Origin of the sequence: Micromonospora sp. H33 (assembly GCF_052068455.1) — a bacterium.
GTDB lineage: Bacteria > Actinomycetota > Actinomycetes > Mycobacteriales > Micromonosporaceae > Micromonospora.
In genome coordinates this window covers 739848-761888 of sequence record NZ_JBQHDE010000001.1, presented here as the reverse complement: position 1 = coordinate 761888, position 22041 = coordinate 739848, and the positions used below count along the sequence as shown (strand labels likewise).

Here is a 22041-nt window from a genome sequence, read left to right as displayed (position 1 = left end):
GGTGACGGGCAGGGTCAACCGGATCAACGACAGGAGCGACGGCTCGGAGCGGCGAGGTCAGGAGGCGCCGGCCGCGCCCCGGCGGACGGCCTCCCCGGCCAGCCGCGACCGGCGACGGTCGTCGTTGCCGGTCAGGCCGAACTTGTCGTACAGCCGGGAGAGGTGCTTCTTCACCGCGCTCTCGGTGATGTGCAGCTCGGCGGCGATCGCCCGCACGGTGGGCGGCTCGGGGAACGGCGTCCCGCCGACCACGTACGGCCGGCAGAGCACCGTCAGCACCTCCTGCTCGCGGGGCGTCAGCACCGGCGGCGGGGGCGGTGGCGCCACCCCGACCGTACGCGTGCCGCCATGCCCCTCGGGTGCGTGGAACACCAGCCGAGCCGGCCCGATCTCCACCCGGTCCCCGTCGCGCAGGGTCTGCGCCGGGCGCAGCGGCAAGCCGTTGACCGTGGTGCCGTTCGTGCTGCCCAGGTCCCGGATGGACCAGCCGGCGGGGAAGCGCTCGACCAGGGCGTGCAGCCGCGACACCAGCTTGCTGTCGATGGTCACCTCGTTGCCCGACGCCCGGCCGATGGTCAACGCGTCCGCGGTCAGCGGCACCAGGCGCACCGACCCGGCCAGGTGGACCTCGAAGTATCCGCCCACGCTCAGCCGCACCACGGCTCGGTGGTCGCCGTCATCGACTCGCCGGTGCGCCGGTGCGTCACCGTGGCCGTCGCCACCGTGCAGCCGCCGCCGGCCGTGAACGGTACGGTCCACAGCTCGTGCGGCTGCCCCTGCGCCCGCTGCCGCGCGCCGCCCTCCCCGGCGGCCGGGCGGACCGCCAGGTCCACGAGCCAGGTGCCGCCGCCGAGCATGGCGTTGTCCCGGTACTGCTTCCACACCCACACGTACGCCATCGCCGTCCGGCATGTTGGCGACCAGTACTGCTTGACGGAGAGCGCGCGGAGCCCGCCCGCGTACCCGTAGGCGGAGGGGACGACCTGGACGGCGTCGTCGTAGCAGCGGCCGGGAGGTGCGGCGTCCCTGCTGGCCGGCCGGAGCCGGCCGGCGCCCACCACCCGGACGGTCAGCGGTGCCGCGCGCCCGGCCACGGTCACCGCCAGCAGCGGTGTCCGCGCGCCCGGACCCTGCGGCGTGAAGACCACCCGCACCTCGCACCGCTGCCCCGGCGCGAGGCTGTGCGTGGTGCACCCGTCGCCGGTCACCCGCAGGTCACCGCCGTGCGGGCCGGTCGGTGCCACCCCGGTCAGCCGGACCTCCCGGCCGCCGGTGTTGCGGACGGTCACCGCGTGTTCGTCCGAGCTGGCGTGCACCTCCTGCTCACCCACGGCCAGCGCCGCCGGCACCACCAGCCGGTCCGCGGCGGGCGGCGCCGCCGACCCGGCGATGGCGAGGATCGACACCACGGCGACGAGCACCCCGACCGTACGCGCCGACGCGGGCACCCGGCCCGGCTTCGCCCGCCGGACGGTGGCGGTGAGGTCCGCACCGAGGGCGGTCCGGCGGGCGGTCAGCGAGAAGCGGGGTCGGGCCGGCTCGTCCGCGGGGACGGCCGCGGTCCCCTCGCCGAGCACGAAGGGTGTCACCGGCTGACCCGCCGTCCGCTGGGCCTGCCGCAGCTCCTCCGCGAAGGCCGCGACTGTGGGGTGCCGGCGGGCCGGGACCTTCGCCATGGCCCGTTCGAGGGTCGCGCACACCGCGTCGGGCACGCCGTCAGGGCGCAGGTCGGGCACGGGGTCGACGGCGATCCGGCGCAGCAGCTCGGCCTCGGAGCCGGCGGAGAACGGCGGCGCGCCGCGGATCCAGTGCAGCACCGTCGCGGCGAGCGCGTACACGTCCGAGGCCACCGAGGGCGGCTCGGCCCGCAGGACCTCCGGCGCGGCGTGCGGGACGCTCGCGGTGACCCGGCCGCGACCCGCGTCGGGCGTCTCGACGGAGGGCCGCGCCAGCCCGAAGTCGGCCAGCTTCGGCTCCCCGTACCGGGAGATCAGGATGTTCCCGGGCTTCACGTCGCGGTGCAGCACGCCCGCCCGGTGCGCGGTCTCCAGAGCGCCGGCCACCGCGATCCCGCCGGCCACCGCCGCCACCCACGTCGGCTCCGCGGCCTCCGCGCCCGGCGCGGCCGTCGCGCGCCCGGCGGCCAGCCGGTCCGCCAGGGAGCCACCCTCCTCGTACGCCATCAGCAGGTACGGATTGCCGGTGGCGGTGCGGCCGGCCTGGTGCAGCGTGACGATGTGCGGATGGTCCGACAGGCGGCCCAGCGTCTTCAGTTCCCGTTCGAAGCGGGCGCGGGACGGGCCGTGCCACTCCGCCGCCAGCACCTTGACCGCCACCCAGCGGTGGAAGTCCGGCTGCCAGGCCCGGTAGACGACGCCGAAGCCGCCCCGGCCGACCTCCACCGCGCCGGTGCACCCGGCGACGCCGAGGTCCAGCCCGGGACCGCCGGCGGCCTCCCCCGGGCGGTGGGGCGCCGTCTGCTGCGAGTGGACCATCGCCGGACATTATGCCGCAGGAGTACGGCGGCCCCGACGAGCTGTGACCAGGACGGCACGCGGCCCGGCGGACCCCCCTTCTGTCCGCCGGGCCGCGTGGGCACCCTCGAAGCGGCGTTTTCCGCCATGGCGGGTCCGTCGCATTTCAGCAAAGCGCTGATGCTCGAATGGCGGTAGGTGACTGAAGGGGGAGCTTTTCCTCCCCATCCATTCGGCTCTATTGCCCGGCGCTGTCCCGGAACGGCAGTATGTGTTGGCCCGGCCGCCTAGCTGGCCCCGCACGAAGTCCCACTTGCGTTTTGGCAGTTCCCCATTCTGCCTCGATTCCGTCGACGCGGTGGCCTTCCTTGCCCAAAGGAAATGTCATGTCACTTGATCCGGTCCCTGGTAAATCCAGCCGCAGATCGTTCCTCCGGAATGTCGCGCTCGTCGGCGCCGGGGCGAGCGCCACGAGCCTCGTGGGCTCCTTGACGGCGACGGAGGCGAAGGCGGCGGTCTTCGCTCACCCGGGCCTGCTGCACACCGCGGCCGGCCTCACGGACCTGAAGGCCAAGAGCACCGCGACCACGCCGCCCTGGTCGTCCGGTTGGACCGCGGTGAAGGCGAACGCCCGCTCCCAGGCCAGTTGGACGGCCAAGCCGGTGGCGGCGCTGAACACCGGTGGCTCCGGTGAGAACTACGTGCAGTTGCTGGACGACGCGCACGCCGCCTACCAGAACGCGTTGCGCTGGAAGCTCGCCGGCGTCACGGCGCACGCCGACACGGCTCGCAACATCCTCAATGCCTGGTCGCAGACCCTCACGTCGGTCTCCGGCACGCCGTTCATCGGGCAGACGTCCGGCGTCTACGGCTTCCTGCTGGCCAACGCCGCGGAGCTGGTCCGCGATCACACGGGCTTCGACAAGGCGCGCCTCGCCACGCTCCTGACGAACGTGTTCTACCCGGCGAGCAACACGTTCCTGACCGCGCCGCTCGACTCGTGCGCGCCGTCGTACAAGGCCAACTGGGAGCTGTCGCACATCGCCTCGGTCCTGGCGATCGGCATCTTCTGTGACGACCTCACCAAGGTCGACCAGGCGACCGCGCTCATCACCGGCACGCCCCGGCTCATGAACTCCATTCCGTACGTGTGGAACGGCGGCGACTCCGACCGGTACTCGGTCACCGGGCTCAGCCTGCTCGCGGCGATCTGCGAGATGGCCTGGAGCCAGGGCCGCGACCTGTACGCGAGCCACGGCAACCGGCTGCTCGCCGCCGCCGAGGAGCTCGCGCTGTTCCAGCCCGAGCCGTCGGAGGCCCCGGCGCTCGGCACCTGGGGGACCTCGGCGACCAGCCCCGCGTGGGCGCTCATCCACAACCACTACGTCACCCGCAAGGGCCTGTCGGCGCCCTACACGGCTGTCCTGGCGAACAAGGCGCGTACCGAAGGTGGCGGCTTCGACCAGCTGGGGTTCGGGGGGCTCGCCTACTCCCTGTAGCGCGCCCCCGATATCCGCCGGCCACCGAACAGAGAGAAGTTTCCGCCATGAAATTCGTCACCCGAGCGATGTGGGGCGCCCGCCCGATGGGCGAGAACGACGACCCGCCGATCACGTCCACCCGCGGTGTGAAAATCCATTACCTGGGGTCGCTCTATGCGATCCAACTCCACCAGGAGTGCGCGGCTAAGGTCCGCGAGGTGCAGTTGATGCACCAGAACGACGGATACGCCGACATCGCGTACAGCCTGGCGGTCTGCCGGCACGGCTACGTCTACGAGGGGCGCGGGAAGAACCGCCAGTGCGCCGCGAACGGCAACCAGACCTTGAACCGCAACCACTACGCGATCCTGGCCCTGGTCGGGACCGGCTACGAGTGGTACGGCACGTCCGGATGGGGCATCTGGAACACCGCCGCCACCGGCGAGATGAAGCAGGGCATCCGGGACGCCATCGCCTACCTCCGCTACTACGGCGGCGCAGGTAACGAGATCCTGGGCCACCGGGACGGCTACGCCACCGCATGCCCCGGCACCCACATGTACAACCTGGTCAGGAGCGGCGAACTCGACCCCGGTGCCAACAGCGGTCCCATCGAGTACATCACCGGGCCCGGCGACACGCTGGGATCCGTGGCTGCCAAGTTCAACGTCCCCTGGTCAGCCCTCGCCGCCTTGAACGGCCTGCCCATGGTCGTTATGCCGAGTTACGCGTTCGGGATCGGCACAAAGCTCCTTATCCCGGCCCACAGCTCCGAGTTGGACCCTCAGGGCGGCATCAGCGGCCCTGTCGGGGACTACGTCCCCTTCCCTGGCACGGAGTGGTTCAAGGGCCGGCCGAACAGCCGGATCATCATGGCCATGGGGGTCCGGCTGGTCCAGGAGGGCTGCAACCCCTACCGCGTGGGCCCCGGCTTTCAGTGGTCGGACGTGGACCGGGACGCCTACGCGATGTGGCAGCGCAAGCTCGGCTTCACCGGCGCGGCCGCCGACGGCTGGCCCGGCCAGACCAGCTGGGACCGGCTCAGGGTCCCCGCTGACGGCGTGACGCCCGGCGCCACCGGCTACCAGCCGTACCCGGGCGCGTCCTTCTTCACGGTCGGCACCAACAGCTCCATCATCACCGCGATGGGCGTCCGCCTGGTCGCCGAGGGCTGCGGCGCCTACCTGTCCGGCCCGGGACCGCGCTGGAGTGAGGCCGACCGCAAGTCGTACGCGAACTGGCAGCGCAAGCTCGGCTACAGCGGCGCCGACGCCGACGGCATCCCCGGCCCGACGACGTGGGCGCAGCTGCGGGTGCCCCACCAGGGCGGCGGCTCCTACGAACAGGGCGGCGCGACCGGCGGCGGCACCTACGAGCCGTACCCGGGTGCGGCCTGGTTCCAGGCGATCCCGAACAGCCCGATCATCACCGAGATGGGACGCCGTCTGGTCGCCGAAGGCTGCGGCAAGTACACCTCCGGCCCCGGCCCCCAGTGGACCGACGTCGACCGCCAGTCCTACGCCGCCTGGCAGCAGAAGCTCGGCTACACCGGCGCCGCCGCCGACGGCTGGCCCGGCAAGAGCTCCTGGGACCAGCTGCGCGTCCCCCGCTACTCCAACCAGTACGAGCCGTACCCGGGCGCGGACTGGTTCAAGGCCAACCCGAACAGCGTCATCGTGACCAACATGGGTCGGCGCCTCGTGGCCGAGGGCTGTGGCCTGTACCGCGTCGGCCCCGGTCCCCAGTGGTCCGACGTCGACCGCCAGTCCTACGCCAAGTGGCAGCAGAAGCTCGGCTACAGCGGTGCCGACGCGGACGGTTGGCCCGGCAAGTCCACCTGGGATCAGCTCCGCGTCCCGAAGAGCTGAGTGCCTCGACGGGGTGAGCGTTCAGGAGGAGACCGCACCTGCGGTCTCCTCCGCACCGTCGAGAGCCAGTGGGTCACCGCTGACGACGAGCGGGGCAGTGCATGAGGACCCCGGCTGACACCTCGGCCGGCACCTGACGTGATCTCACCGATGCGGTCCGGCAGGAGTCCGGCCGCCGGCGCATCGACTAGCTACGCCAGGCTCAGCAGGTAGCGGTAGCTGCTCACCGACACGAATCGACCCGGACCTGCACACCGCACCATGGCGGCAAGTCCGCTGCCCACACCTGCCAGCCGCCCGTCCGGTTCAGCCAGCCGTCCCGGCTCGCAGCGTCGCGGCCGTCCGGGCGGGGTCGTAGTCCGGTGCCACTCCGTCGACGATGATCAGCGCGCCGTCGATGTTCCGGGTACGCAACGGCAGGATCTCCTGGTAGGCGGGCGAGTCGTACCAACCGCGGGCTGCGCCCCGGTCCGGGAACTCAAGAATGACCACCGTGCCGGGCCAGTCGCCCTCGACCACCTCGACCTCGGGAACGTGCACCCGGAACCGCCCGCCGAACGGCTCCAGGGTTGACTGGACCCGCTCCATATAAGTGAAGACGTCCTCGTTGAGCTGCGGGTTACGCAGGTGGACGAGCACAAAGGCGGGCATGGTTCCTCCCTGTGGGTACCGTCCGCCCGGCTGGACACCGGGGCGCTGCCCTCAACCTACCGGCGCGGCCTCGGTGCCGACCGCCTCTCGACTCAGACTCGTTCGAGCACCACCACAACCTTCCGGCCGGTCCTGGCTTGGTACGTGTACTGATGCGGTGATGAAGACCTCGGCCGACACCTGGCGTGATCTCACTGAGGCGGTCCGGCAGGAGTCCCCTCGCCGCCGCACTGACTAACTACGCCCCGCTCAGCGGACCGGTAGCGGCAGCTGCTCAACCACACCTGTCTGCCCGGACGTGCGCACCGCACCACGACGGCAGGTCCGCCGCCCACACCCGCCAGCCGCCGGCATCTCGCCGCGTCTCGAACCGCCACGGGTGTGCCGCATCGAGGGAAGATGCTCACCGATCGCTACTGGGCGGAACTGTGGGGCGACTGGCGGGAGGCGGCCGGCTGGCCGAAGGACGGCACCTTCCACTCCCTGCGCCACTTCTTCGCCGCCACGCTCATGAGCAATGGCTTCGAGCCCCAGGACGTGCAGAAGGCGCTGAGGCACGCCAACCTGCGGATCACTCTGGAGACCTACGTCCAATGGCTGCCGAAAAGAGACCGGCCGCGCGGCGTGGTGGGCCAGCTCCTCCGGCAGGCCGACAGCACGGAGCGAGACCGGCGCGGGGCAAGATCAGAGCTAGGTTGTGCCCTGGTTGTGCCCGATGATCTTCGGTCGGTGTTGTCGCAGCTCAGCGGCGGTCAAAGGTGGGCCGCCAGGGACTCGAACCCTGAACCTATGGATTGCCGGCGAGCCAGCCGGATCGGGTGCGGTGCGAGGTCACCCGGCCTGTTCACGTGCGTCTCGGCCGGATACGGCTGGCACGGTTGCTGTACTTCGCTGCTGTACTGCCGGCATCGACCGGTCCGCCACCCTGGTCCAGCCGACGAATCGGCGGTGCAGCACGCCAGCCGGCGTCCAGGGCATGTCCTCGGTGGCTTGGACAAGGTAGGAGCCGAGGTAGAGGGCCAGCGACACCGGAGCGTCCGCGTACTCCGCCCGTAGCTCGCGCTTGCGGGTGGGGCAGGGCCACGGCAGGTTGCGGCCTCCGCAGCTCCACAGCGGCATCACCGGGCCGTGGGTGGTCACTGCACACCGCCGAGAATGCGGGCGGTGATCGTCTGGGCCTGCCGGCTGGTCGCCCAGTCCACCCGCGAACACGGGTACGGGGCCCGGCGCGACCACCAGGCACAGCAGCCAGCGCACATGCCGTCGAACCCTCGGACGTGCACGGCCAGGATCGCCTGCTTCTCGTCGTCTTTCACGACGCCTCCTCTCCTGGCCAATGGCCACGGTTAATCGGGATGCGGTGTCGGGCATAACAGGGCAGATCGGTTCCACAGCGGCAGATCCGCCGCCATTTCCGCCAGGACCAGACGGGCCGGTGCCGGCGGGCAAGGGTGAGGGCGACGGCTACCAGGTACTCCTCGTACGAGATGCGCGGCACCGGATCTCTCCTCGGGGCATGAGTCGACGGCGCGGCGGCCGGGCCTGCGCTGGTCATCCGACCGCCGCACCTGCTCGTTCACCGTAACGACGTAGGACTGTAGATACAATAAGATGTAGAACTGTTGGACACGTAGCGTCACATTCGTGATCGACCCCAGCGCGGATCGGGCGGTGTTCCGGCAGCTCGCAGATCTTCTGCGAGACCGGATCACGTCTGGCGACCTCGCGCCCGGAGCGTCGCTACCAAGTGAGTTGCGGCTGGCTCAGGAGTATGGGTTGAGCCGCACCAGTGTGCGGCAAGCGATAGCGCTACTACGGTCGGAAGGGCTCGTGATCGTAGAACCGCCGCGCGGCACCTTCGTCCGGGCTGCAGAGCCGACCGAGACGGTGACCCTTCTCAAAGGCGACACTGCCTCGGCCCGGATGCCGACGCCTGCTGAACGCCGTGAGCTGGAGATCGGCGAAGGCGTCCCGGTGCTCGTGGTCTTCCGCGCCGACGGTTCTCGCGAGCTGTACGCCGCCGACCGCGTCCGCGTCGGCCGCTGATCTGCGCATTACGAGTCGGTCCCCGGGTGCTGGTCCGCCGCTTGGCCCTCGCTTCCGGCATGGTGCTAGCGTCCGCGATCGTCCGTTTAGGGTCGCGGGTTTGGCTGCTCGCTTGGCTGCTCGGTCCCCCGGTCATGCGGCCGGCTCCCCTCGCGGCGCTGGACATCCGTCGGCGAATGCGACCGCTATCCCGGCACATAAGTGAAGTCGTCGCCGGTCCCGGATGCGGCCAGTCTCATCGCCGTTAGCGTCCTGTCCGCGGAAGACCGCCTTGCGCAAAGGCCGTGAAGGTTTGCAGCGCCCGAGGCGAGATCAGGTGCGCGATGTCATCGACAAGCAGGTCGAGACGGGTTCCCAGGAGTTCGGCGCTGTGGTTCACGGTGGAGAGGACGATCAGATTGTCCCGGTAGTCCTCTAGGCCCCCTTCCGCCATAGCCATCGCGATCAAACCCCGCCGAAGCGTATCCACCGACCCCCTACACGGCCATCGCCGCCATACGCTGGCCGTAGACGCTTAGCACACCGGCCGAATGCCGGTCTACGGCGTCGAGCATGCCTTCGCGCATCGCCTGTGGTCCCGTCATGTAGGTATCCACCACCGAATCGACGACCTCGTCCAGCGGGTGCGGGAGTCGAATCCTCAGGTATCCGTTGAAGTCCTTGCCAGCGAGGCGCCGAACCGAGGGCATTCCGTCTCCTCCCCTCGTGAGGGTGACAAAAGCTGCCACCTCGACGCGCCGCGCCACGCGCTCGGCGGCTGGCTACTGTGGGCCCACCTGACGGAGCTGCAGCCCCGCCTGAATGGTACCGACGACATCTCGCTTACAAGAACTGCGCGCCTTGTCCGGCCAGATCCGCCTTCGTCCGTGACCTCGGACCAGCGTCCGTGCTCGTCCGTCGACCGCCGTCCTCCTCCAGATCGGTTGCTGTCGCCGTTGCTGTCAACGGTTGCCGGCTACACTTGTCCCGCTTCGCCCTCGGGGAGGAGTGCCGCGTGACTGGTGCCGAGGAACTGCTCGAGCCCGCGCACCAGGCATGGGAGGAACATCAGGGTGACCGATTGTTCGTCGGCGCCACCGTGGTCGGTGACTAGGCACTCGCCGTCGAACCCAACGGCTACCTCGGCACCCTCGACGAGGTGATCGTTCCGCTCTCGAAGGGCACCCGGCTCGTGTCGCACTTCCGCAACGTCAACACGGTCGATCACTTCTTCTGGCTGGATGACGCAGACCTTCGACTGCATTTCGAGCCGCTGTTCCCCACCGGCCGGGACGGCAGTGACCCCGACGGCCTGATGGAGGTGATGCGGCAAGTCGGCTTCGATCTGAGCGAGGACGATGACGCGAGCTACGAACTCCATACCGAGGCGCCGTTCGCCCTCGCGGAATACCTCACCGGGATCCGACTCACTCCAGAGATCCTTGAGGCAGCGACATACGTGTGCGGCACCGCCCCGGTACTTGGCAGATGCTGACTGCGGCTTGCTCGACTGGCTGCTGTACAAGATCGAAAAAGGCCGTCTCCCACCACAGGAAACGGCCTTTGACCTGGGGTGGAGCTGAGGGGATTTGAGCCCATTACACCCAGGGCAGCAAGCGAACACCATCAATCGGACTGTTTGGCGCTGCGACCAGGGCGGGGGTTGTCGAGACTTGCCGACGCTTGCCACCCCAAGTCGCTATCGGATGCACCGGATGGGTGCCAGACGATCTTGGCGGCACCCGCGTCCGTCCATGTTTGGCGAGCAACCGAGGCACCGATACGCGGTCTAGGAATTCGCGGCCGTGCCGCCTTGGCACGAGGTGCGCATGAATCCGCCGCCCAGGTCACAGAAGCCGGCCTGAGACCGACACTATGAGAGTGAGGGGACGGCGTATGCGCGATTGGCAAGGGTCTGTGTGCGATAAGGGACGGGAAGATCCGGCAGAGCGAGGAGACGATCACACGCCCGGAGGGATTCGCCCGTCTCACCGACCCAATAGGCCGCGATCGAATACTCAAACAGGATGCCCCAGCGATACACCCAAGGGCTGACGAACAACAGGTCGTTTGGCGCCGGTCGGTCTAGGCCGGCACGTGTCATCGCGTACGCGGCGTGGTGGTGCCCCCTTTGTCGCAACCGCGAGCACAGTTCATAGCACGCTTCGAGGCGCTGTGGACGTGCTTCCCAAGCGCGAGTGAGAGTGTCCATCGCGCCCGGCCAGTCGTTACTTTCTGCCCTGAGAACTCCAGACTGAAGCAGTGCATAGTAAACCTCTTCGGCCCAGCCGCCCATCTGCGCTCGACGCTCGTAAAGCGTGATCGCCTCGCTGATTCGGCCCATGTCGCGCATTGTCTGGGCGAGGTAGAAGACATTCCTGGGGTTGTCAGGGTCGCGTTCCAGTTCGGCGCTGAGCAGTTTCGCGTCACGTTCGAACTTGTCATGGCGAGACCCGCCGTCGGCATGGTCCTCGATCACGAGCGCGTCAATGTTCTCCTGGCGGTCCGGCCCGTCACAGGTCAGATACTCATGGGTAACTCCTTCATATTGCCAAGGAAGATCACCACGGACGAGGCGCTTGACGCGGTACTCGGTAGTCCCCTCGTGACGCAGCATGTAGGCATCGGCGGTCAGCGGTGGCAGGAGTCCATCCTGACGGACGACGAGGTCGGCGTCGAGGAGGAGCAGGTACTCGGCACGACCGCGAGCGTGTGCAATGTTCAGGCTCCGGTTGTAGCCGAAGTTCACCCACGGCTCCTCGTATAGCTCGCCAGGAATATAGTCCAGTGTGGATCGAATGAGTCGCTGCGTCCCGTCGGTCGAGCCGGTGTCGGAGATGACCCAGGTGTCCACCAAGCCACGTACGGATTTGAGGCAGCGTTCAATCACCCTCGCCTCGTTCTTCACGATCATGCACAGGCAGATGGACGGCTTCATGCCATCACCTCCTCGGCGGCTGCGGGTTGTCCGCTCACTGTAGGACCGACCTTGCGGTTCGGCCGCGGCACATCGGGGCAGGTCACCCGAACCAGTATGAAGGGATAGGAACGTGTGTGATGCTCACTTTCCGCACAATAACCTGAGGCGGCAGAGGTGTGGAACTCCGGGAATCCCTTCCGGGCTGCCTGATGCAGGGAGAGGAGCATCGAATGAACCCGAACCGTTGGACGAGGTCGAGGTTGGGTCCCTTCACGGGGCGCGGGCGCGGTCGGTGGGTTACCGGTGGTGCCCTGGCGTCACTTGCGTTCGCACTCGCCGGCGTGGCCGCCACTGCCGACGCCGCAGCGGCCAGCGCTCGGGCCGACGACAGGAGCGCTGATGGAAATGACGGCTGGGTCGGGAACTACGACGACTGGGGCGGGAACTACGAGGACAGGGGCGGGAACTACGAGGATCAGAAGCACCACAAGCGGTGGTGGCTACACAAACGCGGCCCCACTGGCCCTACGGGTCCGACCGGCCCTGCTGGTCCGACGGGAGCGACGGGTCCTGCGGGACCTGCCGGGGCCACCGGGCCCGCCGGACCGACCGGTCCGACTGGGCCGACTGGGCCGGCTGGGCCGGCTGGGCCGTGCGCCGACATTGACAGTTACGCTCCGTCGAATGCCGAAGAGTTCAGCGCGGTGGTCTCGAATGGAGTGACGTATGCGGGGCGGCGCGATCTTCAGCCCACCGAGGGCCCTTACACCTGGATCGACCTGAGCAACAATGATGGCTATCCGGGGACCTCGGCCTGTGGCGCCGCCATCTCCTCCCAAGGCAATGACGCTTGGGTCAAGGTGCTGACCACCAGTGGCCAGGTGTGGCAGACCCACTGCGACGTAACAGGAACGACCTTCGTCTGCAACGAAGACTGGGTCCAGCAGACGACTCCGACACCGACGCCCTAAGTGGTCCGGTTGTGGTGGGGGCCCGGGTGTGTCACCCGGGCCCCTCAGCCCTCTCTCAGATCAGGCCCCCGAGGTGCGGTGGTGCCCAAGGCTCGCGAACCTGTTACAGCTCGGATGCCGATCCGACCGGCGTAAGAACGCGCTACGGCACTCCAGCCTGCGAATCACGCTTGAGACCGCCGCAACATCATCAGCAGCGCACTCCGTGACGCGAGCGGAAGCGCCAGCAGGGTCCGAAGACCCAAGAACCGAGCTGATTTGTACCGGATCTGCACCCGGTGATCTTGCTGGCAGCGTTTCCGCTGCTCTAACGGTGTTACTGGTGGAGCTGAGTGGACTTGAACCCCATAGACCCACGGTAGCGAACGAACATCATCAATCGACTTCGGAAGTAGCCCCGCCAAAGGCGGTCCAATTGGTCAGGGGGACCGGTGATCGTTCCCACGACAACGGCCAGGTCGTCACGCTAATGCGCCCGGCCTCCTAGCCATCCCGTCGGCCTTCGTCCGCACACCGTGGAGTGGGTAGGGCCTGCCTGGTCAAGGTGGAGCACCCAGCGGCTGAACGACCTTGACCAGGCAGGCCCTACCCACTCGGCTCCGCCCGGACGAAGGCTGTCGGGATGGCCGCACCATCCCGGAGTGCCCGAGGACCCCGCCGGAGGCACTGACCTTGTGCCAACCAGCATCCAAGCCCCGGATCTGCCAACAACTATGGCGGCCCGGGGCTTCGTCGTATGTCGCGCCGCCGGCGGGCTATCACCGACGCGCTGGCGGCCGAAGGCCAGAGGCGCGGCGGCGGGCCATCGGCCCGGCCCAGGTTCGGCGGCGCGAGCGGCCCGCGACGCGGGCCGCCTTGAAGACGTACAGAAACTTTGCACAACATCGCCGGCAGTCCGCCGGCAGTCCCGTGTCCGGTCTCGGGACCTGGGTGACAGATCTGTCTCGGGACGTGGTGACACTTTCTGGCTAGCCAGGTGGTGAGGGCGGCTCGGGTGGGCGTCCTCGGGCACGGGCTGCGTCGGATACGGCGATCCCGGCCAGGACGAGAGCAGCGGCGGCGGCGACCAGCACCGGCGGCAGGAAGATCGTTGCCGGCGAGATGGCGGCGAGCACGAGGACCCCGGCCACGCGGTCTCGGGACACCCGGCCGAACACCACGTACTCGAAGGTGGCCCGTCCGGCGAGGAACAGTGCGGGTCCGCCGAGGATGACGGCGACCCACGCCGGTTGTGTGTGCCCGAACGGGTCCTCGATGACGAGCTCGTCGCCGACGGAGATCGCGACGATGCCGGCGACCATGACCAGGTGGGCGTATATCGCGAGGACGGCAATGCGGAGCGGATCAGGGGCGGCGGCGACGGCCCCGCCCAACGCCTCCCCGGCACGGTGGATGTAGATCCGCCACAGCAGCACCGTGGTCGCGAACGCCACCACGGCCGCCGCGCTGCGGTCCGCCTCGAAGCCGTCGCTGGTGAACGCCAGCCCCGTCACCAGGATCAGCTCGCCGAGCGCGATGATGAAGTACTGCCGATGCCGCTCGGCCAGGAACTCGCCCGAGATCGCAAACTCCGCCGCACTCGCGCGGCCCAGCCCTGGCGTGGGCCAGCCGAGTCTGGGCGCCATATAGTCCACGGCCACCGCTAGCGCCCACAGCACCCCACGCGGCCAACCCTGCACGACAGCGCCCGCGATCCACGGCACCGCCGACACGCCGTACCAGAACAGCACCCGCACCTCGGGACGCTGCCGCTCGTCGCCACGCGTAACGATCACGAGGAAGAGGCTGCGGCCGACCTGGACGGCCACGTAGGCGCCTGCGAAGACCAGGCCATGTTCGCCGAACGCCTCAGGCACCGCGGCCGCCAGCACCAAGCTGCCGAACATGGACCCGATGACCAGCAGCTGTATCGCCGGCCGTCGCGGGTCGAACCTGTCGCTTACCCCCGCCGTCTGGGTCCACACCCACCACACGGCGAGCAGCAGCACCAGCGTCTGGAAGGCGTCGCTCCAGCTCAGATGGCCCAGCAGCCCTTGCGAGAGCCGGAAGAGCGCGAAGACAAACACCAGGTCGAGGAACAGGTCCAGGAACGTCGCCCGCTCCTCCTCCATTCCCCGCACCAGCTGGGCTGCACCATCCGTCATCGGTTCGCCCCGTTTCTGCCGCTTCTGTCAGCCTCTGAAACAGTCGTACCACCCGGCAGCGCTGGTGGAGGTGGATGTGCTGCTGCGGCCTGGGGTCGAACGGCCTCGCCCGTGGCGGGCGACGGTAGAGGCCGATCAGTTCCTTCCAGCCGTCGCCGCCGGTTCTGATCAGCTCGTCGACCTTGGCCAGGCGTCGGGCCAGTGCCACAGGTGGCGGAGAGTTAACCAGGTCCTGATACCGATCTGTCACGCAGGTCCTGAGACCGGACATCGCCGGCGGCCCCGGCCGCACCGTCGCCGGGTCGTCCAACCGCGGGAGGATGGTGTGGTGCCGAGGCGCTCCGTAGGCTGTCGCTATGGTCGCCCTCGTCGATGCTGCTCGGGAGATTGCTCGACTCAAGCTTGAGGCCGCGTTACCTCGCCGTTGGAGTCACGTCCAGGCCGTAGCCGCCAAGGCTCAACAGGTGGCCGATTCCGTGCCCCGTGAGGACCGCGACGTGCTTGTCGCATCGGCCTGGCTACATGACGTGGGCTACAGCCCTGACCTAGTGGACACCGGCTTTCACTCGCTGGACGGTGCCCGATGGCTCAGGCGGGAGCACCTTGACGAGCGCATCGCGGCGTTCGTGGCGCACCACTCCTGCGCCTGGTTGGAGGCGGAGGAACGCGGACTGGGTCACGTCCTGGCCGACGAGTTCCCACGCGAGGAGTCGCCCGTGACCGATGCGCTCTGCTTCTCGGACATGACAACCGGACCGGACGGCCAAGACTTCGAAGTACTCGACAGGCTCGCCGAGATCCGGTCACGCTACGGACCCGATCACCTGGTCACCCGATTCATCACACGCGCCGAGCCGGAAATCGTTGCTGCGGTAAGGCGGACTCAGGGCAGGCTCGCCGGCTTCGCCTCTCAGCCGATGTAGGGCTCGCTGCGTTCCTCGTAGCCATGCTTGATTCGGAGCATCGTCGACGGGTGGACCGAGAGTCGTCCCAGGTCCTCACGCGTCACCCATCGCACCTCGGTTGACTCCTCGCTCGGCGTCGGTTCGCCAGAGAGTGGCCGCGCTCGGAAGCAGAGTGAGAACTGCTGCCTTACCTCGCCGTCGGTGTACTCGATGACGTGCGCCGGGTCGGAGTAGACGCCAACCAAATTTGTGACCTCGACGATCACGCCGGTTTCCTCACGGGTTTCACGTACGGCCGTCTCGGCGACGTACTCGCCGACCTCCTGCCCCCCGCTGGGCAGGGACCACAGGCCGTTGTCGCTGCGCTTGATGAGTAGCAGCCGGCCCTGTTTGTCGGTGACGAAGACGGAGACTGCAACAACGATGCTGTTGGCCGCTGGGGCGTCCGGGTCGTGGTAGTGCTCAGTCCTCGCCATAGCTCTAGGCTGCCACCTCCTTAACCCAAGCTGGGTTTGAGGCGGACATGACGCGGTCGAAGCTGTCGGCGTAGGTGCCGAAGAGATCGCCGCCGGCCAGCTTTCGAAGATGCATGACCGGTGCGTGCGGTGCGGGGAACCCGAGTATGTGCGCGTTGACCAACATCTCATCGTCGAAGCGGTAGACCGAGTTGTACAGAGTCGTCTCGTGGTGACGCACTTCGACCCCCTTCACACCCTGCAAGCGGTCGTAGTACTGCATCACGTTGCGGATCTTCGCCGCCATGACGTCGGGCGCGCCTTCTTCGATGCTCCTTCGCTTGACTACGTCGGAGTCGGGATCGCCCAGCAGTATGCGAATCTTCACGCCGGCTGCGGCCTTTTCCTTGAGCGTGTCGATCAGTTTGGGCTCTTGCTCGACCAGGAACAGTCCGGCATAGGCCAAGACGTCGATGTTGCGCTCAGCCCTGTTGATTAGCCGGTGCCAGAGATCATGAGGCACTGCGATACGACGGGAGTAGAGCTGGATGAGCTCCGACTGACCGATCCGGGCGGCTTTCTCGGGCGAGACTGCGTCCGGCCAGAGGTATTCCTCTCCTTCACGAACCATAGCGGCGATGGCATGCCGGTGACGCGGGTACGGTATCCGGTCCTGCGTGATCCACCGCTCGACCGTCTTCGGGTCGACGTCGAGCCTTTCCGCCACGCTCGCTGGCGTCAGACCGTTTCGCAGGATCGCATCGCGTAGGCGGTGATTCGACATCGGAACCCCTAGGGACGTCTGGGACGACTCCAATGTAACGGAGACGTCCCTAGATGTACAGGAGGTTGGTGAGGTCGTCACTGCCATCCGAGAACTATATGGACAGAGGCCAAGAGCAAATGTCCACCGGGGACAGGCTCAACCACCGGCCAGACACAGGAGGTCTGTTGTGAAGCTGTACGTGGACACCACGAGCAAGCAGGTGACGGCGTCGAAGGACCCGGAGCCGAAGAACGACCAGAACGGCAACCAGAAGTCCGAGAAGAACACGGGCCGGCTCATGTGGTCCACCCAGGTCTTCGTCCTCGACGAGAACGGCGGCGAGGTCATCACCATCACCACGGCGGGTGAGAAGCCGAGCGTGAAGGTGGGTGACTTCCTCGCTGTCGAGCAGTTGGAGGCCATTCCGTGGGCGACCAACGGGCGCGCACCAGCGCGGCGGGCAGAGGGAGTTCCCGGTGTCTGCCGCCTTTGCCGCGGATCAGGACGGTGCGGTGCCCGGCGTTGTGCCGCAGGTCGGCCAGCCTGAGGCCGGTGACCTCAGAGACGCGCAGGCCGAGGCCGGCGAGCATGTGGATGACGATCCGGTTGCGCTCGGCGGGCCATCGGCGGGGGGACTGCCATCCCCAGCGGTCGACGTCGGCACCGGCGGCGCGAAGCAGGGCACGGACCTCGGCGACGGTGAGGCCGACCGTCGTCGAGTGGTCGCGGTTGACCGGGGCGCGGTCGATGGTGGCCGCGGGGTTGCGGGTGGCGATGTCGGCGTCGACGAGGTACCGGTACCAGCTGGAGATGCTGGCCAGCTTCCGGTTGAGGGTGGCGGCGCTGAGCGGGAGTTGCTCGTCGCGCAGCTCCGCGAGATACAGGTCGACGTCGGGGCGGGTGGCCTGCAGGGGGTCGAGGCCGGCGCCTTCGAGCCAGGCGAGGTAGTCCGCGAGGTCGCGGAAGTAGGCGCGGCGGGTGTGCGGGGAGCGGCGGCTTCGCAGCCAGGCGGCGGTGACCGGGGCCGGATCCCACCGGGCGTCCGGGTTGCCGGCGGGCAACGCGAGGGCGGCGACGGAGGCGGCGATCTCCTCGATCAGCGACGGCTCCGGGCCGGTGGTCGGCACCGGGGGTGATGCCGGCGGCATCACCTGCGGGACCGACCCGGCCGGGATCAGCCGTCCGAGGCCGCGACCGAGTCCGCCTCGGGGGCGCGGGGCGACGGCGTCGTTGGGGGTGGTCACGGCGTCGAGAGTAGAGCCCGGGCGCTAGTGATAACCGCGATTATCATGTGTCACCTTGAACGTGTCGGGAGTCGCCGGGATCCTGCGGAGCAGGGCGGAGTCAGCCATCCATCCATCCACCTCTCGAATGGAGAGGTGTGACCACGGAAGGGCTGCCCCCGTTGACGAACGCCACCATCCGCGGCCTCTGGCTCGCGATCGCCACCCTGACCGCCGCCATCGTCGGCGCCACCGTGCCGGCCGTGCCGATCCGGACGGCGTCCATCACCTCGACCTCGATGTCGACTCCCGCCAGCCGTGACAGCGCGGTCACCGCGTCGGAGTCCTCGGCGCGGGCTTGGCGGATCCGCACCTGCGGAAGCGGTGACCAACCATCGACCAGGTCCCTCTCCGTCAGGTGCTCGACCTCGGGCCGCGGTGGCGCTGCCGCATGTAGACGGGCGTGCGGAATCGGGTGCCGGATCGGCTCTCGCCGACGCATCCTGGAGCTACGCTTCCTACCCACGTTCCATGACCTCCCCAGTCGTGCTGACCGAGGGTCACCGTATCGGCACGCTACGACGTTGCGGGTGGGAGCGGACTGTGGAGGTAGGAATGCAGGGCAGCCGAAATCCGAGTCACCTCGGCGGGTGTGACGGAGGGCTGGTCAGGCTTGCCGAGGAGACGGAAGACCCGGGGCCCCTGGAAATGGTGTGGCAGACCAGCAGCGCGGGGCACAACGTGGAAGTGGACGTGTTCGAACCCTGCCAGCTCGGCGAACTGCGCGACGTAGGTCTTCGCGCATCCGGTCACCGTGTGCAGTGCGCGGGACAACCGGATCTGCCACGTCCCCAGCGAGGCGGCCTCCTCGTCGGTGAGGTCCGCGATGGTGACGACGTGCCGGCGTGGCACGAGGACGAGCCAGCCGGCGACTGCGGCACCGATCGCGTGACTGACCCGCCAGTGGTCGTCGGAGGCGATCCAGTGCTCTGGGCGGCGGGGGGGCTCCTCGGCGTTCTGGGCACACGACAGGCAGGATGACGGCGCTGACATGACGCTCCTCATCGTTGCGGTGGGGATTGGTCACGGCGCTGTTCGGGCCGGAACCGCTGGGCCGGCGGTGGCGGGTTACCCGTGCCGGGTTCGGCGGCCCGTTCACCCGGTCGCTCCGTCAACGGTTGGAAGGCCAGCAGAGCCGCCGAGCGCCGCTGCTGCGGTAGCGTCTGCCAGCCGCGGCTCGGATTCCAGACGGCGTCGTCGGGTGCCGCGGCGAGCGCATCGGCGAAGGACCCGACCCGTGCGCGCATCTGCGCGAAGGGCGGGTAGTGCCGAAGTTGGAGAGATCCTTGGCGTAGTGCTTCGTACTCCCTGGCCCACGGCAGCGGCGTCAGCCCGCCGGCACCCTGCTCGCGAAAGAGCTGGTACGGCACCGGTAGCCGCTGCAGGCCGATGCGGGGCATGTTGTGGTTCTGCTCTGTGGCCTGCCGGAGCTGACCGGCGTTGAAAGGACAGGTCTCGATCATGTAGTAGATGTCGAAAAGGTCCTTGTACCGATGGAAGTCCGGCGGGCGGTCGGCGTTGCGCGAGCTGCGGGGCACACCGGCCAGGTTGCACATCTTGTCGGCCATCGCGTCCGCATTCGGTGTCAGCAACGGCGTCAAGGGCTGGAACCCGGGGATCTGGAGTCCCAGCACCGGGCGCTGCGCCACCTCCGGTGGCTGGGTGACCGCCTTGTACGGGCTCAGGTCAACTTCGATCGTTAGCGGATTGTCCACTGCGGGCGCGCGCAGTACACCGTACCGGGGGTTGATCGGCTGAGCCGTGATCTGTCCGTAGACCTTGCCATTCTCCGGCACTATCCGCATGGCGGAGATGCTGTACCGCACGAGCCCGCCCAACCCGATACCCGCGGCGGTTCCGGGCTCGGCCTCCGGGGCGGCGACCGTCTGCAGGGCGGCGGCGAGGCGCTCGGTCAGATGGCGGCGATCACCGTCCCGGCCCTCGTCACCGACCAGGGCCAGGTCGACGTCAAAAGCCGAGCGGGTCATCACGTACGCCGCGTCGACACCGCGGGCGGATGGGCCGAGGCCGGTCATGGTGCCGGGCGGTACCCGGGCTGGCAGGCCGGTGGATCCGTACAGCATCCAGTCGACCCCGGGCACCTCGTGGAACCGGCTTGCCACGTCCGCCTTCAGCAGGTGCTGCAGTCCGCGGGCCGTGTCGAACTCTGGGATGTCGGCATGTGCGGCGACGTGATGGCGCAGGTCCGCCCAGGTCGGGAACGCCGCGCGGAAATCCGCGTCGATGTGCCCCGAGAGAGGTTCGGTCATCGGTCACCCGTCGAGGTGGTCGGCCGCGTCGAGCCATTGCCGCAGAGTCGCCGACGGGTCGGGGTGATCCGGTGCGAGCCCGGCGGCCAGCGCTTCCTCGGACACATGTCCCGCCGACATCAGCGCCCAGGCAACACGGCCGAGCTCCGAGGCGTCGAGACGGCCCGTCGCCGCCAGGTCACGAAGAGTCTGTGCCGGTGTGGTGACCGGCATGCCATGGCGTTCCGCCCGCTGATGCTCGGCGAGCGCGCCCACGTGAAACAGCACACCGGGCGGCACGGGCCCGGCCGGGCGGTGCGGCACGGTGAATTCAACCTCGGGGCCCGGTCCCGCGCCGACTCCCCAGAGCCTCGCCGCTGCGGCGTGCGAAACGACACCGCACTCCGGGGCGACCCGTTCCCACCCCGGCGTCGCCGGGTCCAGATCCAGCCAGGCCGCGTACAGGCGGGGCACCGGGTGCCGGCCGCCGGCGCGAAACCGCACGACCGTGGCCGACACATCCTCCACCAGACCTGCCGCCGATAGTTGCCGCAGATCGCTGGGCGGTATGACGGTGGCCGATTGCGCGTGGGTGAGGTAGCCGAACTGGCCATCCGCCACGTCGGCCAAACGAACCAGTACATCGAGATCCACGAGTTGATCATATACGCGCCGATCGCCCCCAGTGGCCCTATGAAGCGGCGGCGAGGTGGCCGACCTGGGAGCGGGACGGGCATGGGCTCGATTCAGCCGTAGATCCGTCCGGCGGTTCAGGTGCCCTCGGGCCCGGTCCTCGGGCAGCGCGGCATGTGGTCCGGGTCGACCATCACCTGCGGGCAGTTCTCCTCCCGGCACTTCCACACGCGCCCCATCCACCGGCAACCGGTCGGGCATTCGCCGTGCGCCGGCAGCGGATGGGGGTGACCGGCCGGACAGGCGGCTGGTGCCCACTCCTGCCAGACCCGCTCGCCGCCGCGCTTGCGTACCCATCGCCCCGACACCACGCGGCGAGCGTACGGGAGGCCGGAGGTGCTGATTCCGAGGAATCGATGGCTTCCGGTGACGCTCCTCGCGTCACGCCTGCCGTTCGGCCAGCTTTTTGGCCACCAGGTCAGCGACCTGTGCCGGGTGCGCGTACCAGCAGCTCAGGCCGAACCTAACCGGTTCCCAGCTCTCCCCGTTCCCGCGCGGAAAGCCCAGATCCCAGCTCTCCTCGCTGCTCAACATCAGGTGTCGGCCCTCGCCCAGCTCCCACACCGTCTGCGAGTCGAATACGTTCACCTCGGTGACCTCGATGCCGCGGGCTCGCAGCTGCTCGATCACCCCGGCGATCAGCGTCTCCATGTCGAGCGCCGGGCTACGGTCCGCCGGCAGGGTCACCTCGCGCAGCGGCATGCCAGCCCTTCGCAGCAGGTCGGCGGTCTTGCCCAGTTCCGCCCGAGCCGCAGCCGGTTCCTCCTCGAGTTCGCCACGCTGATGTGCGCCGTCCAGCCACACACCCAGCCCTTCCGCGACCCCGGCCAGGGCCTCGATGTGCTGGCCCAGCGCTGCCACCGTCGCCTCGACGTCGCGGGTGGTCCGCAGCGTGTACGGCTCGCGCAGCACGTCGCCCAACATCCCGGTCTTCTCGGCCAGGTAGCGGGCGCTGGCCACCGCGTAGAGCGCGGTGGTGGCGCCCGGCGTGCGACCCAGCCCTTCCAGGTGCTCGTTGTCGTGGCGGTCTTCGTCGTAGATCTGCTCGTGGTCCTTCTCCGGGCTGAGCACGTGCTCGTCGCGGTAGTGCACCGGCACCCCCGAGACGATCTCGGTCTCGACGTCGGTCTCGGTCTCGGTCATCCTCGTTCCTCTC

At 68.6% G+C, this 22041-nt stretch carries 23 protein-coding genes and 3 pseudogenes; 8 read left to right on the top strand and 18 right to left on the bottom strand.

Annotated elements, in window-relative coordinates; genetic code table 11:
- Positions 1-57: 57 nt before the first annotated feature.
- Together ACTMS0_RS03615 and ACTMS0_RS03610 are read right to left on the bottom strand one after the other, a co-directional pair.
- A complete protein-coding gene (locus tag ACTMS0_RS03615) occupies positions 58-657 on the bottom strand; it encodes an FHA domain-containing protein (RefSeq protein ID WP_441153624.1) in 600 nt (199 codons plus the stop codon).
- Positions 648-2495: a protein kinase domain-containing protein gene (locus ACTMS0_RS03610; protein WP_441153623.1), complete on the bottom strand. Its 1848-nt coding sequence runs from the start codon at positions 2493-2495 to the stop codon at positions 648-650. The genes ACTMS0_RS03615 and ACTMS0_RS03610 overlap by 10 nt, the downstream gene beginning before the upstream one ends.
- A gap of 467 nt (positions 2496-2962) precedes the next feature.
- Here ACTMS0_RS03610 and ACTMS0_RS03605 point away from each other — a divergent pair, with 467 nt between their 5' ends.
- Both ACTMS0_RS03605 and ACTMS0_RS03600 read left to right on the top strand, forming a co-directional pair.
- Positions 2963-3973 (top strand): alginate lyase family protein, encoded by a 1011-nt coding sequence (locus tag ACTMS0_RS03605; RefSeq protein WP_441153622.1) that lies wholly within the window; start codon positions 2963-2965, stop codon positions 3971-3973.
- Between the two features lie 47 nt (positions 3974-4020).
- On the top strand, positions 4021-5823 hold the full coding sequence (locus tag ACTMS0_RS03600; RefSeq protein WP_441153621.1) for a peptidoglycan-binding protein: 1803 nt from the start codon (positions 4021-4023) through the stop codon (positions 5821-5823).
- Positions 5824-6129: 306 nt separating this feature from the next.
- Here the strand turns inward: ACTMS0_RS03600 and ACTMS0_RS03595 are convergent, their stop codons facing one another.
- Positions 6130-6474, bottom strand: coding sequence for a DUF1330 domain-containing protein (locus tag ACTMS0_RS03595; protein WP_441153620.1), 345 nt, complete (start codon positions 6472-6474; stop codon positions 6130-6132).
- 399 nt (positions 6475-6873) lie between these two features.
- Between ACTMS0_RS03595 and ACTMS0_RS03590 the strand changes: the two are divergent.
- Positions 6874-7056, top strand: a pseudogene (locus ACTMS0_RS03590) (tyrosine-type recombinase/integrase); the annotation flags it as partial.
- Between the two features lie 249 nt (positions 7057-7305).
- On the opposite strand, the gene ACTMS0_RS03585 reads toward ACTMS0_RS03590, so the two are convergent.
- Entirely contained in the window at positions 7306-7614 is a 309-nt protein-coding gene (locus ACTMS0_RS03585; protein ID WP_441153619.1) for a hypothetical protein, read from the bottom strand.
- On the bottom strand, positions 7611-7790 hold the full coding sequence (locus tag ACTMS0_RS03580) for a hypothetical protein (RefSeq protein WP_441153618.1): 180 nt from the start codon (positions 7788-7790) through the stop codon (positions 7611-7613). The genes ACTMS0_RS03585 and ACTMS0_RS03580 overlap by 4 nt, the downstream gene beginning before the upstream one ends.
- Positions 7791-8118: 328 nt before the next feature.
- Between ACTMS0_RS03580 and ACTMS0_RS03575 the strand changes: the two genes are divergently transcribed.
- On the top strand, positions 8119-8520 hold the full coding sequence (locus tag ACTMS0_RS03575) for a GntR family transcriptional regulator (protein WP_441153617.1): 402 nt from the start codon (positions 8119-8121) through the stop codon (positions 8518-8520).
- 244 nt (positions 8521-8764) lie between these two features.
- Here ACTMS0_RS03575 and ACTMS0_RS03570 read toward each other — a convergent pair whose 3' ends face one another.
- Together ACTMS0_RS03570 and ACTMS0_RS03565 are read right to left on the bottom strand one after the other, a co-directional pair.
- Positions 8765-8968: a hypothetical protein gene (locus ACTMS0_RS03570; RefSeq protein ID WP_441153616.1), complete on the bottom strand. Its 204-nt coding sequence runs from the start codon at positions 8966-8968 to the stop codon at positions 8765-8767.
- A gap of 28 nt (positions 8969-8996) precedes the next feature.
- The gene (locus ACTMS0_RS03565; protein ID WP_441153615.1) at positions 8997-9209 is read right to left on the bottom strand and encodes a hypothetical protein; all 213 of its coding nucleotides are present in this window, start codon (positions 9207-9209) and stop codon (positions 8997-8999) included.
- Between the two features lie 419 nt (positions 9210-9628).
- On the opposite strand from ACTMS0_RS03565, the pseudogene ACTMS0_RS03560 reads away from it, so the two are divergent.
- A pseudogene (locus tag ACTMS0_RS03560) lies at positions 9629-9994 on the top strand (DUF6461 domain-containing protein); the annotation flags it as partial.
- Positions 9995-10372: 378 nt separating this feature from the next.
- On the opposite strand, the gene ACTMS0_RS03555 reads toward ACTMS0_RS03560, so the two are convergent.
- Positions 10373-11437: a glycosyltransferase gene (locus ACTMS0_RS03555; protein WP_441153614.1), complete on the bottom strand. Its 1065-nt coding sequence runs from the start codon at positions 11435-11437 to the stop codon at positions 10373-10375.
- Positions 11438-11649: 212 nt separating this feature from the next.
- Between ACTMS0_RS03555 and ACTMS0_RS03550 the strand changes: the two genes are divergently transcribed.
- Positions 11650-12390 carry a hypothetical protein gene (locus tag ACTMS0_RS03550; RefSeq protein WP_441153613.1) on the top strand — a complete coding sequence of 247 codons (741 nt, stop codon included), beginning with the start codon at positions 11650-11652 and terminating at the stop codon, positions 12388-12390.
- A gap of 968 nt (positions 12391-13358) precedes the next feature.
- Here the strand turns inward: ACTMS0_RS03550 and ACTMS0_RS03545 are convergent.
- The gene (locus tag ACTMS0_RS03545; protein ID WP_441153612.1) at positions 13359-14534 is read right to left on the bottom strand and encodes a low temperature requirement protein A; all 1176 of its coding nucleotides are present in this window, start codon (positions 14532-14534) and stop codon (positions 13359-13361) included.
- Between the two features lie 356 nt (positions 14535-14890).
- On the opposite strand from ACTMS0_RS03545, the gene ACTMS0_RS03540 reads away from it, so the two are divergent.
- Complete coding sequence (locus tag ACTMS0_RS03540; RefSeq protein WP_441153611.1) at positions 14891-15457, top strand: HD domain-containing protein; 567 nt, start codon at positions 14891-14893, stop codon at positions 15455-15457.
- Here the strand turns inward: ACTMS0_RS03540 and ACTMS0_RS03535 are convergent.
- Positions 15445-15915 carry an NUDIX hydrolase gene (locus ACTMS0_RS03535; RefSeq protein WP_441153610.1) on the bottom strand — a complete coding sequence of 157 codons (471 nt, stop codon included), beginning with the start codon at positions 15913-15915 and terminating at the stop codon, positions 15445-15447. The genes ACTMS0_RS03540 and ACTMS0_RS03535 overlap by 13 nt on opposite strands.
- A gap of 4 nt (positions 15916-15919) precedes the next feature.
- Entirely contained in the window at positions 15920-16678 is a 759-nt protein-coding gene (locus tag ACTMS0_RS03530) for an XRE family transcriptional regulator (protein ID WP_441153609.1), read from the bottom strand.
- Positions 16679-16847: 169 nt separating this feature from the next.
- Between ACTMS0_RS03530 and ACTMS0_RS03525 the strand changes: the two genes are divergently transcribed.
- Positions 16848-17207, top strand: a complete 360-nt coding sequence (locus ACTMS0_RS03525; RefSeq protein WP_441153608.1) for a hypothetical protein — start codon at positions 16848-16850, stop codon at positions 17205-17207.
- On the opposite strand, the pseudogene ACTMS0_RS03520 reads toward ACTMS0_RS03525, so the two are convergent.
- From ACTMS0_RS03520 to ACTMS0_RS03490, 7 genes and pseudogenes are all read right to left on the bottom strand, one after another.
- Positions 17164-17808 (bottom strand): annotated as a pseudogene (locus tag ACTMS0_RS03520) (tyrosine-type recombinase/integrase); the annotation flags it as partial. The gene ACTMS0_RS03525 and the pseudogene ACTMS0_RS03520 overlap by 44 nt on opposite strands.
- Positions 17809-18004: 196 nt before the next feature.
- Positions 18005-18385 carry a hypothetical protein gene (locus ACTMS0_RS03515; RefSeq protein ID WP_441153607.1) on the bottom strand — a complete coding sequence of 127 codons (381 nt, stop codon included), beginning with the start codon at positions 18383-18385 and terminating at the stop codon, positions 18005-18007.
- A gap of 74 nt (positions 18386-18459) precedes the next feature.
- Positions 18460-18936, bottom strand: coding sequence for an HIT family protein (locus ACTMS0_RS03510; RefSeq protein WP_441153606.1), 477 nt, complete (start codon positions 18934-18936; stop codon positions 18460-18462).
- Positions 18937-18944: 8 nt separating this feature from the next.
- Positions 18945-20213 (bottom strand): nucleotidyl transferase AbiEii/AbiGii toxin family protein, encoded by a 1269-nt coding sequence (locus tag ACTMS0_RS03505; protein WP_441153605.1) that lies wholly within the window; start codon positions 20211-20213, stop codon positions 18945-18947.
- Between the two features lie 3 nt (positions 20214-20216).
- Positions 20217-20846: a hypothetical protein gene (locus ACTMS0_RS03500; protein ID WP_441153604.1), complete on the bottom strand. Its 630-nt coding sequence runs from the start codon at positions 20844-20846 to the stop codon at positions 20217-20219.
- Positions 20847-20962: 116 nt separating this feature from the next.
- Positions 20963-21196 carry a hypothetical protein gene (locus tag ACTMS0_RS03495; protein WP_441153603.1) on the bottom strand — a complete coding sequence of 78 codons (234 nt, stop codon included), beginning with the start codon at positions 21194-21196 and terminating at the stop codon, positions 20963-20965.
- A 70-nt stretch (positions 21197-21266) separates the two neighbouring features.
- Positions 21267-22028 carry a hypothetical protein gene (locus tag ACTMS0_RS03490; RefSeq protein ID WP_441153602.1) on the bottom strand — a complete coding sequence of 254 codons (762 nt, stop codon included), beginning with the start codon at positions 22026-22028 and terminating at the stop codon, positions 21267-21269.
- Positions 22029-22041: the final 13 nt, after the last annotated feature.

Excerpts from the sequence above, each read along its gene's own strand:
- ACTMS0_RS03610 (WP_441153623.1), bottom strand. The coding sequence starts at position 2,495 with ATGGTCCACTCGCAGCAGACGGCGCCCCACCGCCCGGGGGAGGCCGCC.
- ACTMS0_RS03600 (WP_441153621.1), top strand. The coding sequence starts at position 4,021 with ATGAAATTCGTCACCCGAGCGATGTGGGGCGCCCGCCCGATGGGCGAG.
- ACTMS0_RS03595 (WP_441153620.1), bottom strand. The coding sequence starts at position 6,474 with ATGCCCGCCTTTGTGCTCGTCCACCTGCGTAACCCGCAGCTCAACGAG.
- ACTMS0_RS03565 (WP_441153615.1), bottom strand. The coding sequence starts at position 9,209 with ATGCCCTCGGTTCGGCGCCTCGCTGGCAAGGACTTCAACGGATACCTG.
- ACTMS0_RS03555 (WP_441153614.1), bottom strand. The coding sequence starts at position 11,437 with ATGAAGCCGTCCATCTGCCTGTGCATGATCGTGAAGAACGAGGCGAGG.
- ACTMS0_RS03550 (WP_441153613.1), top strand. The coding sequence starts at position 11,650 with ATGAACCCGAACCGTTGGACGAGGTCGAGGTTGGGTCCCTTCACGGGG.
- ACTMS0_RS03545 (WP_441153612.1), bottom strand. The coding sequence starts at position 14,534 with ATGACGGATGGTGCAGCCCAGCTGGTGCGGGGAATGGAGGAGGAGCGG.
- ACTMS0_RS03540 (WP_441153611.1), top strand. The coding sequence starts at position 14,891 with ATGGTCGCCCTCGTCGATGCTGCTCGGGAGATTGCTCGACTCAAGCTT.
- ACTMS0_RS03535 (WP_441153610.1), bottom strand. The coding sequence starts at position 15,915 with ATGGCGAGGACTGAGCACTACCACGACCCGGACGCCCCAGCGGCCAAC.
- ACTMS0_RS03530 (WP_441153609.1), bottom strand. The coding sequence starts at position 16,678 with ATGTCGAATCACCGCCTACGCGATGCGATCCTGCGAAACGGTCTGACG.
- ACTMS0_RS03515 (WP_441153607.1), bottom strand. The coding sequence starts at position 18,385 with ATGCGTCGGCGAGAGCCGATCCGGCACCCGATTCCGCACGCCCGTCTA.
- ACTMS0_RS03510 (WP_441153606.1), bottom strand. The coding sequence starts at position 18,936 with ATGTCAGCGCCGTCATCCTGCCTGTCGTGTGCCCAGAACGCCGAGGAG.
- ACTMS0_RS03505 (WP_441153605.1), bottom strand. The coding sequence starts at position 20,213 with ATGACCGAACCTCTCTCGGGGCACATCGACGCGGATTTCCGCGCGGCG.
- ACTMS0_RS03490 (WP_441153602.1), bottom strand. The coding sequence starts at position 22,028 with ATGACCGAGACCGAGACCGACGTCGAGACCGAGATCGTCTCGGGGGTG.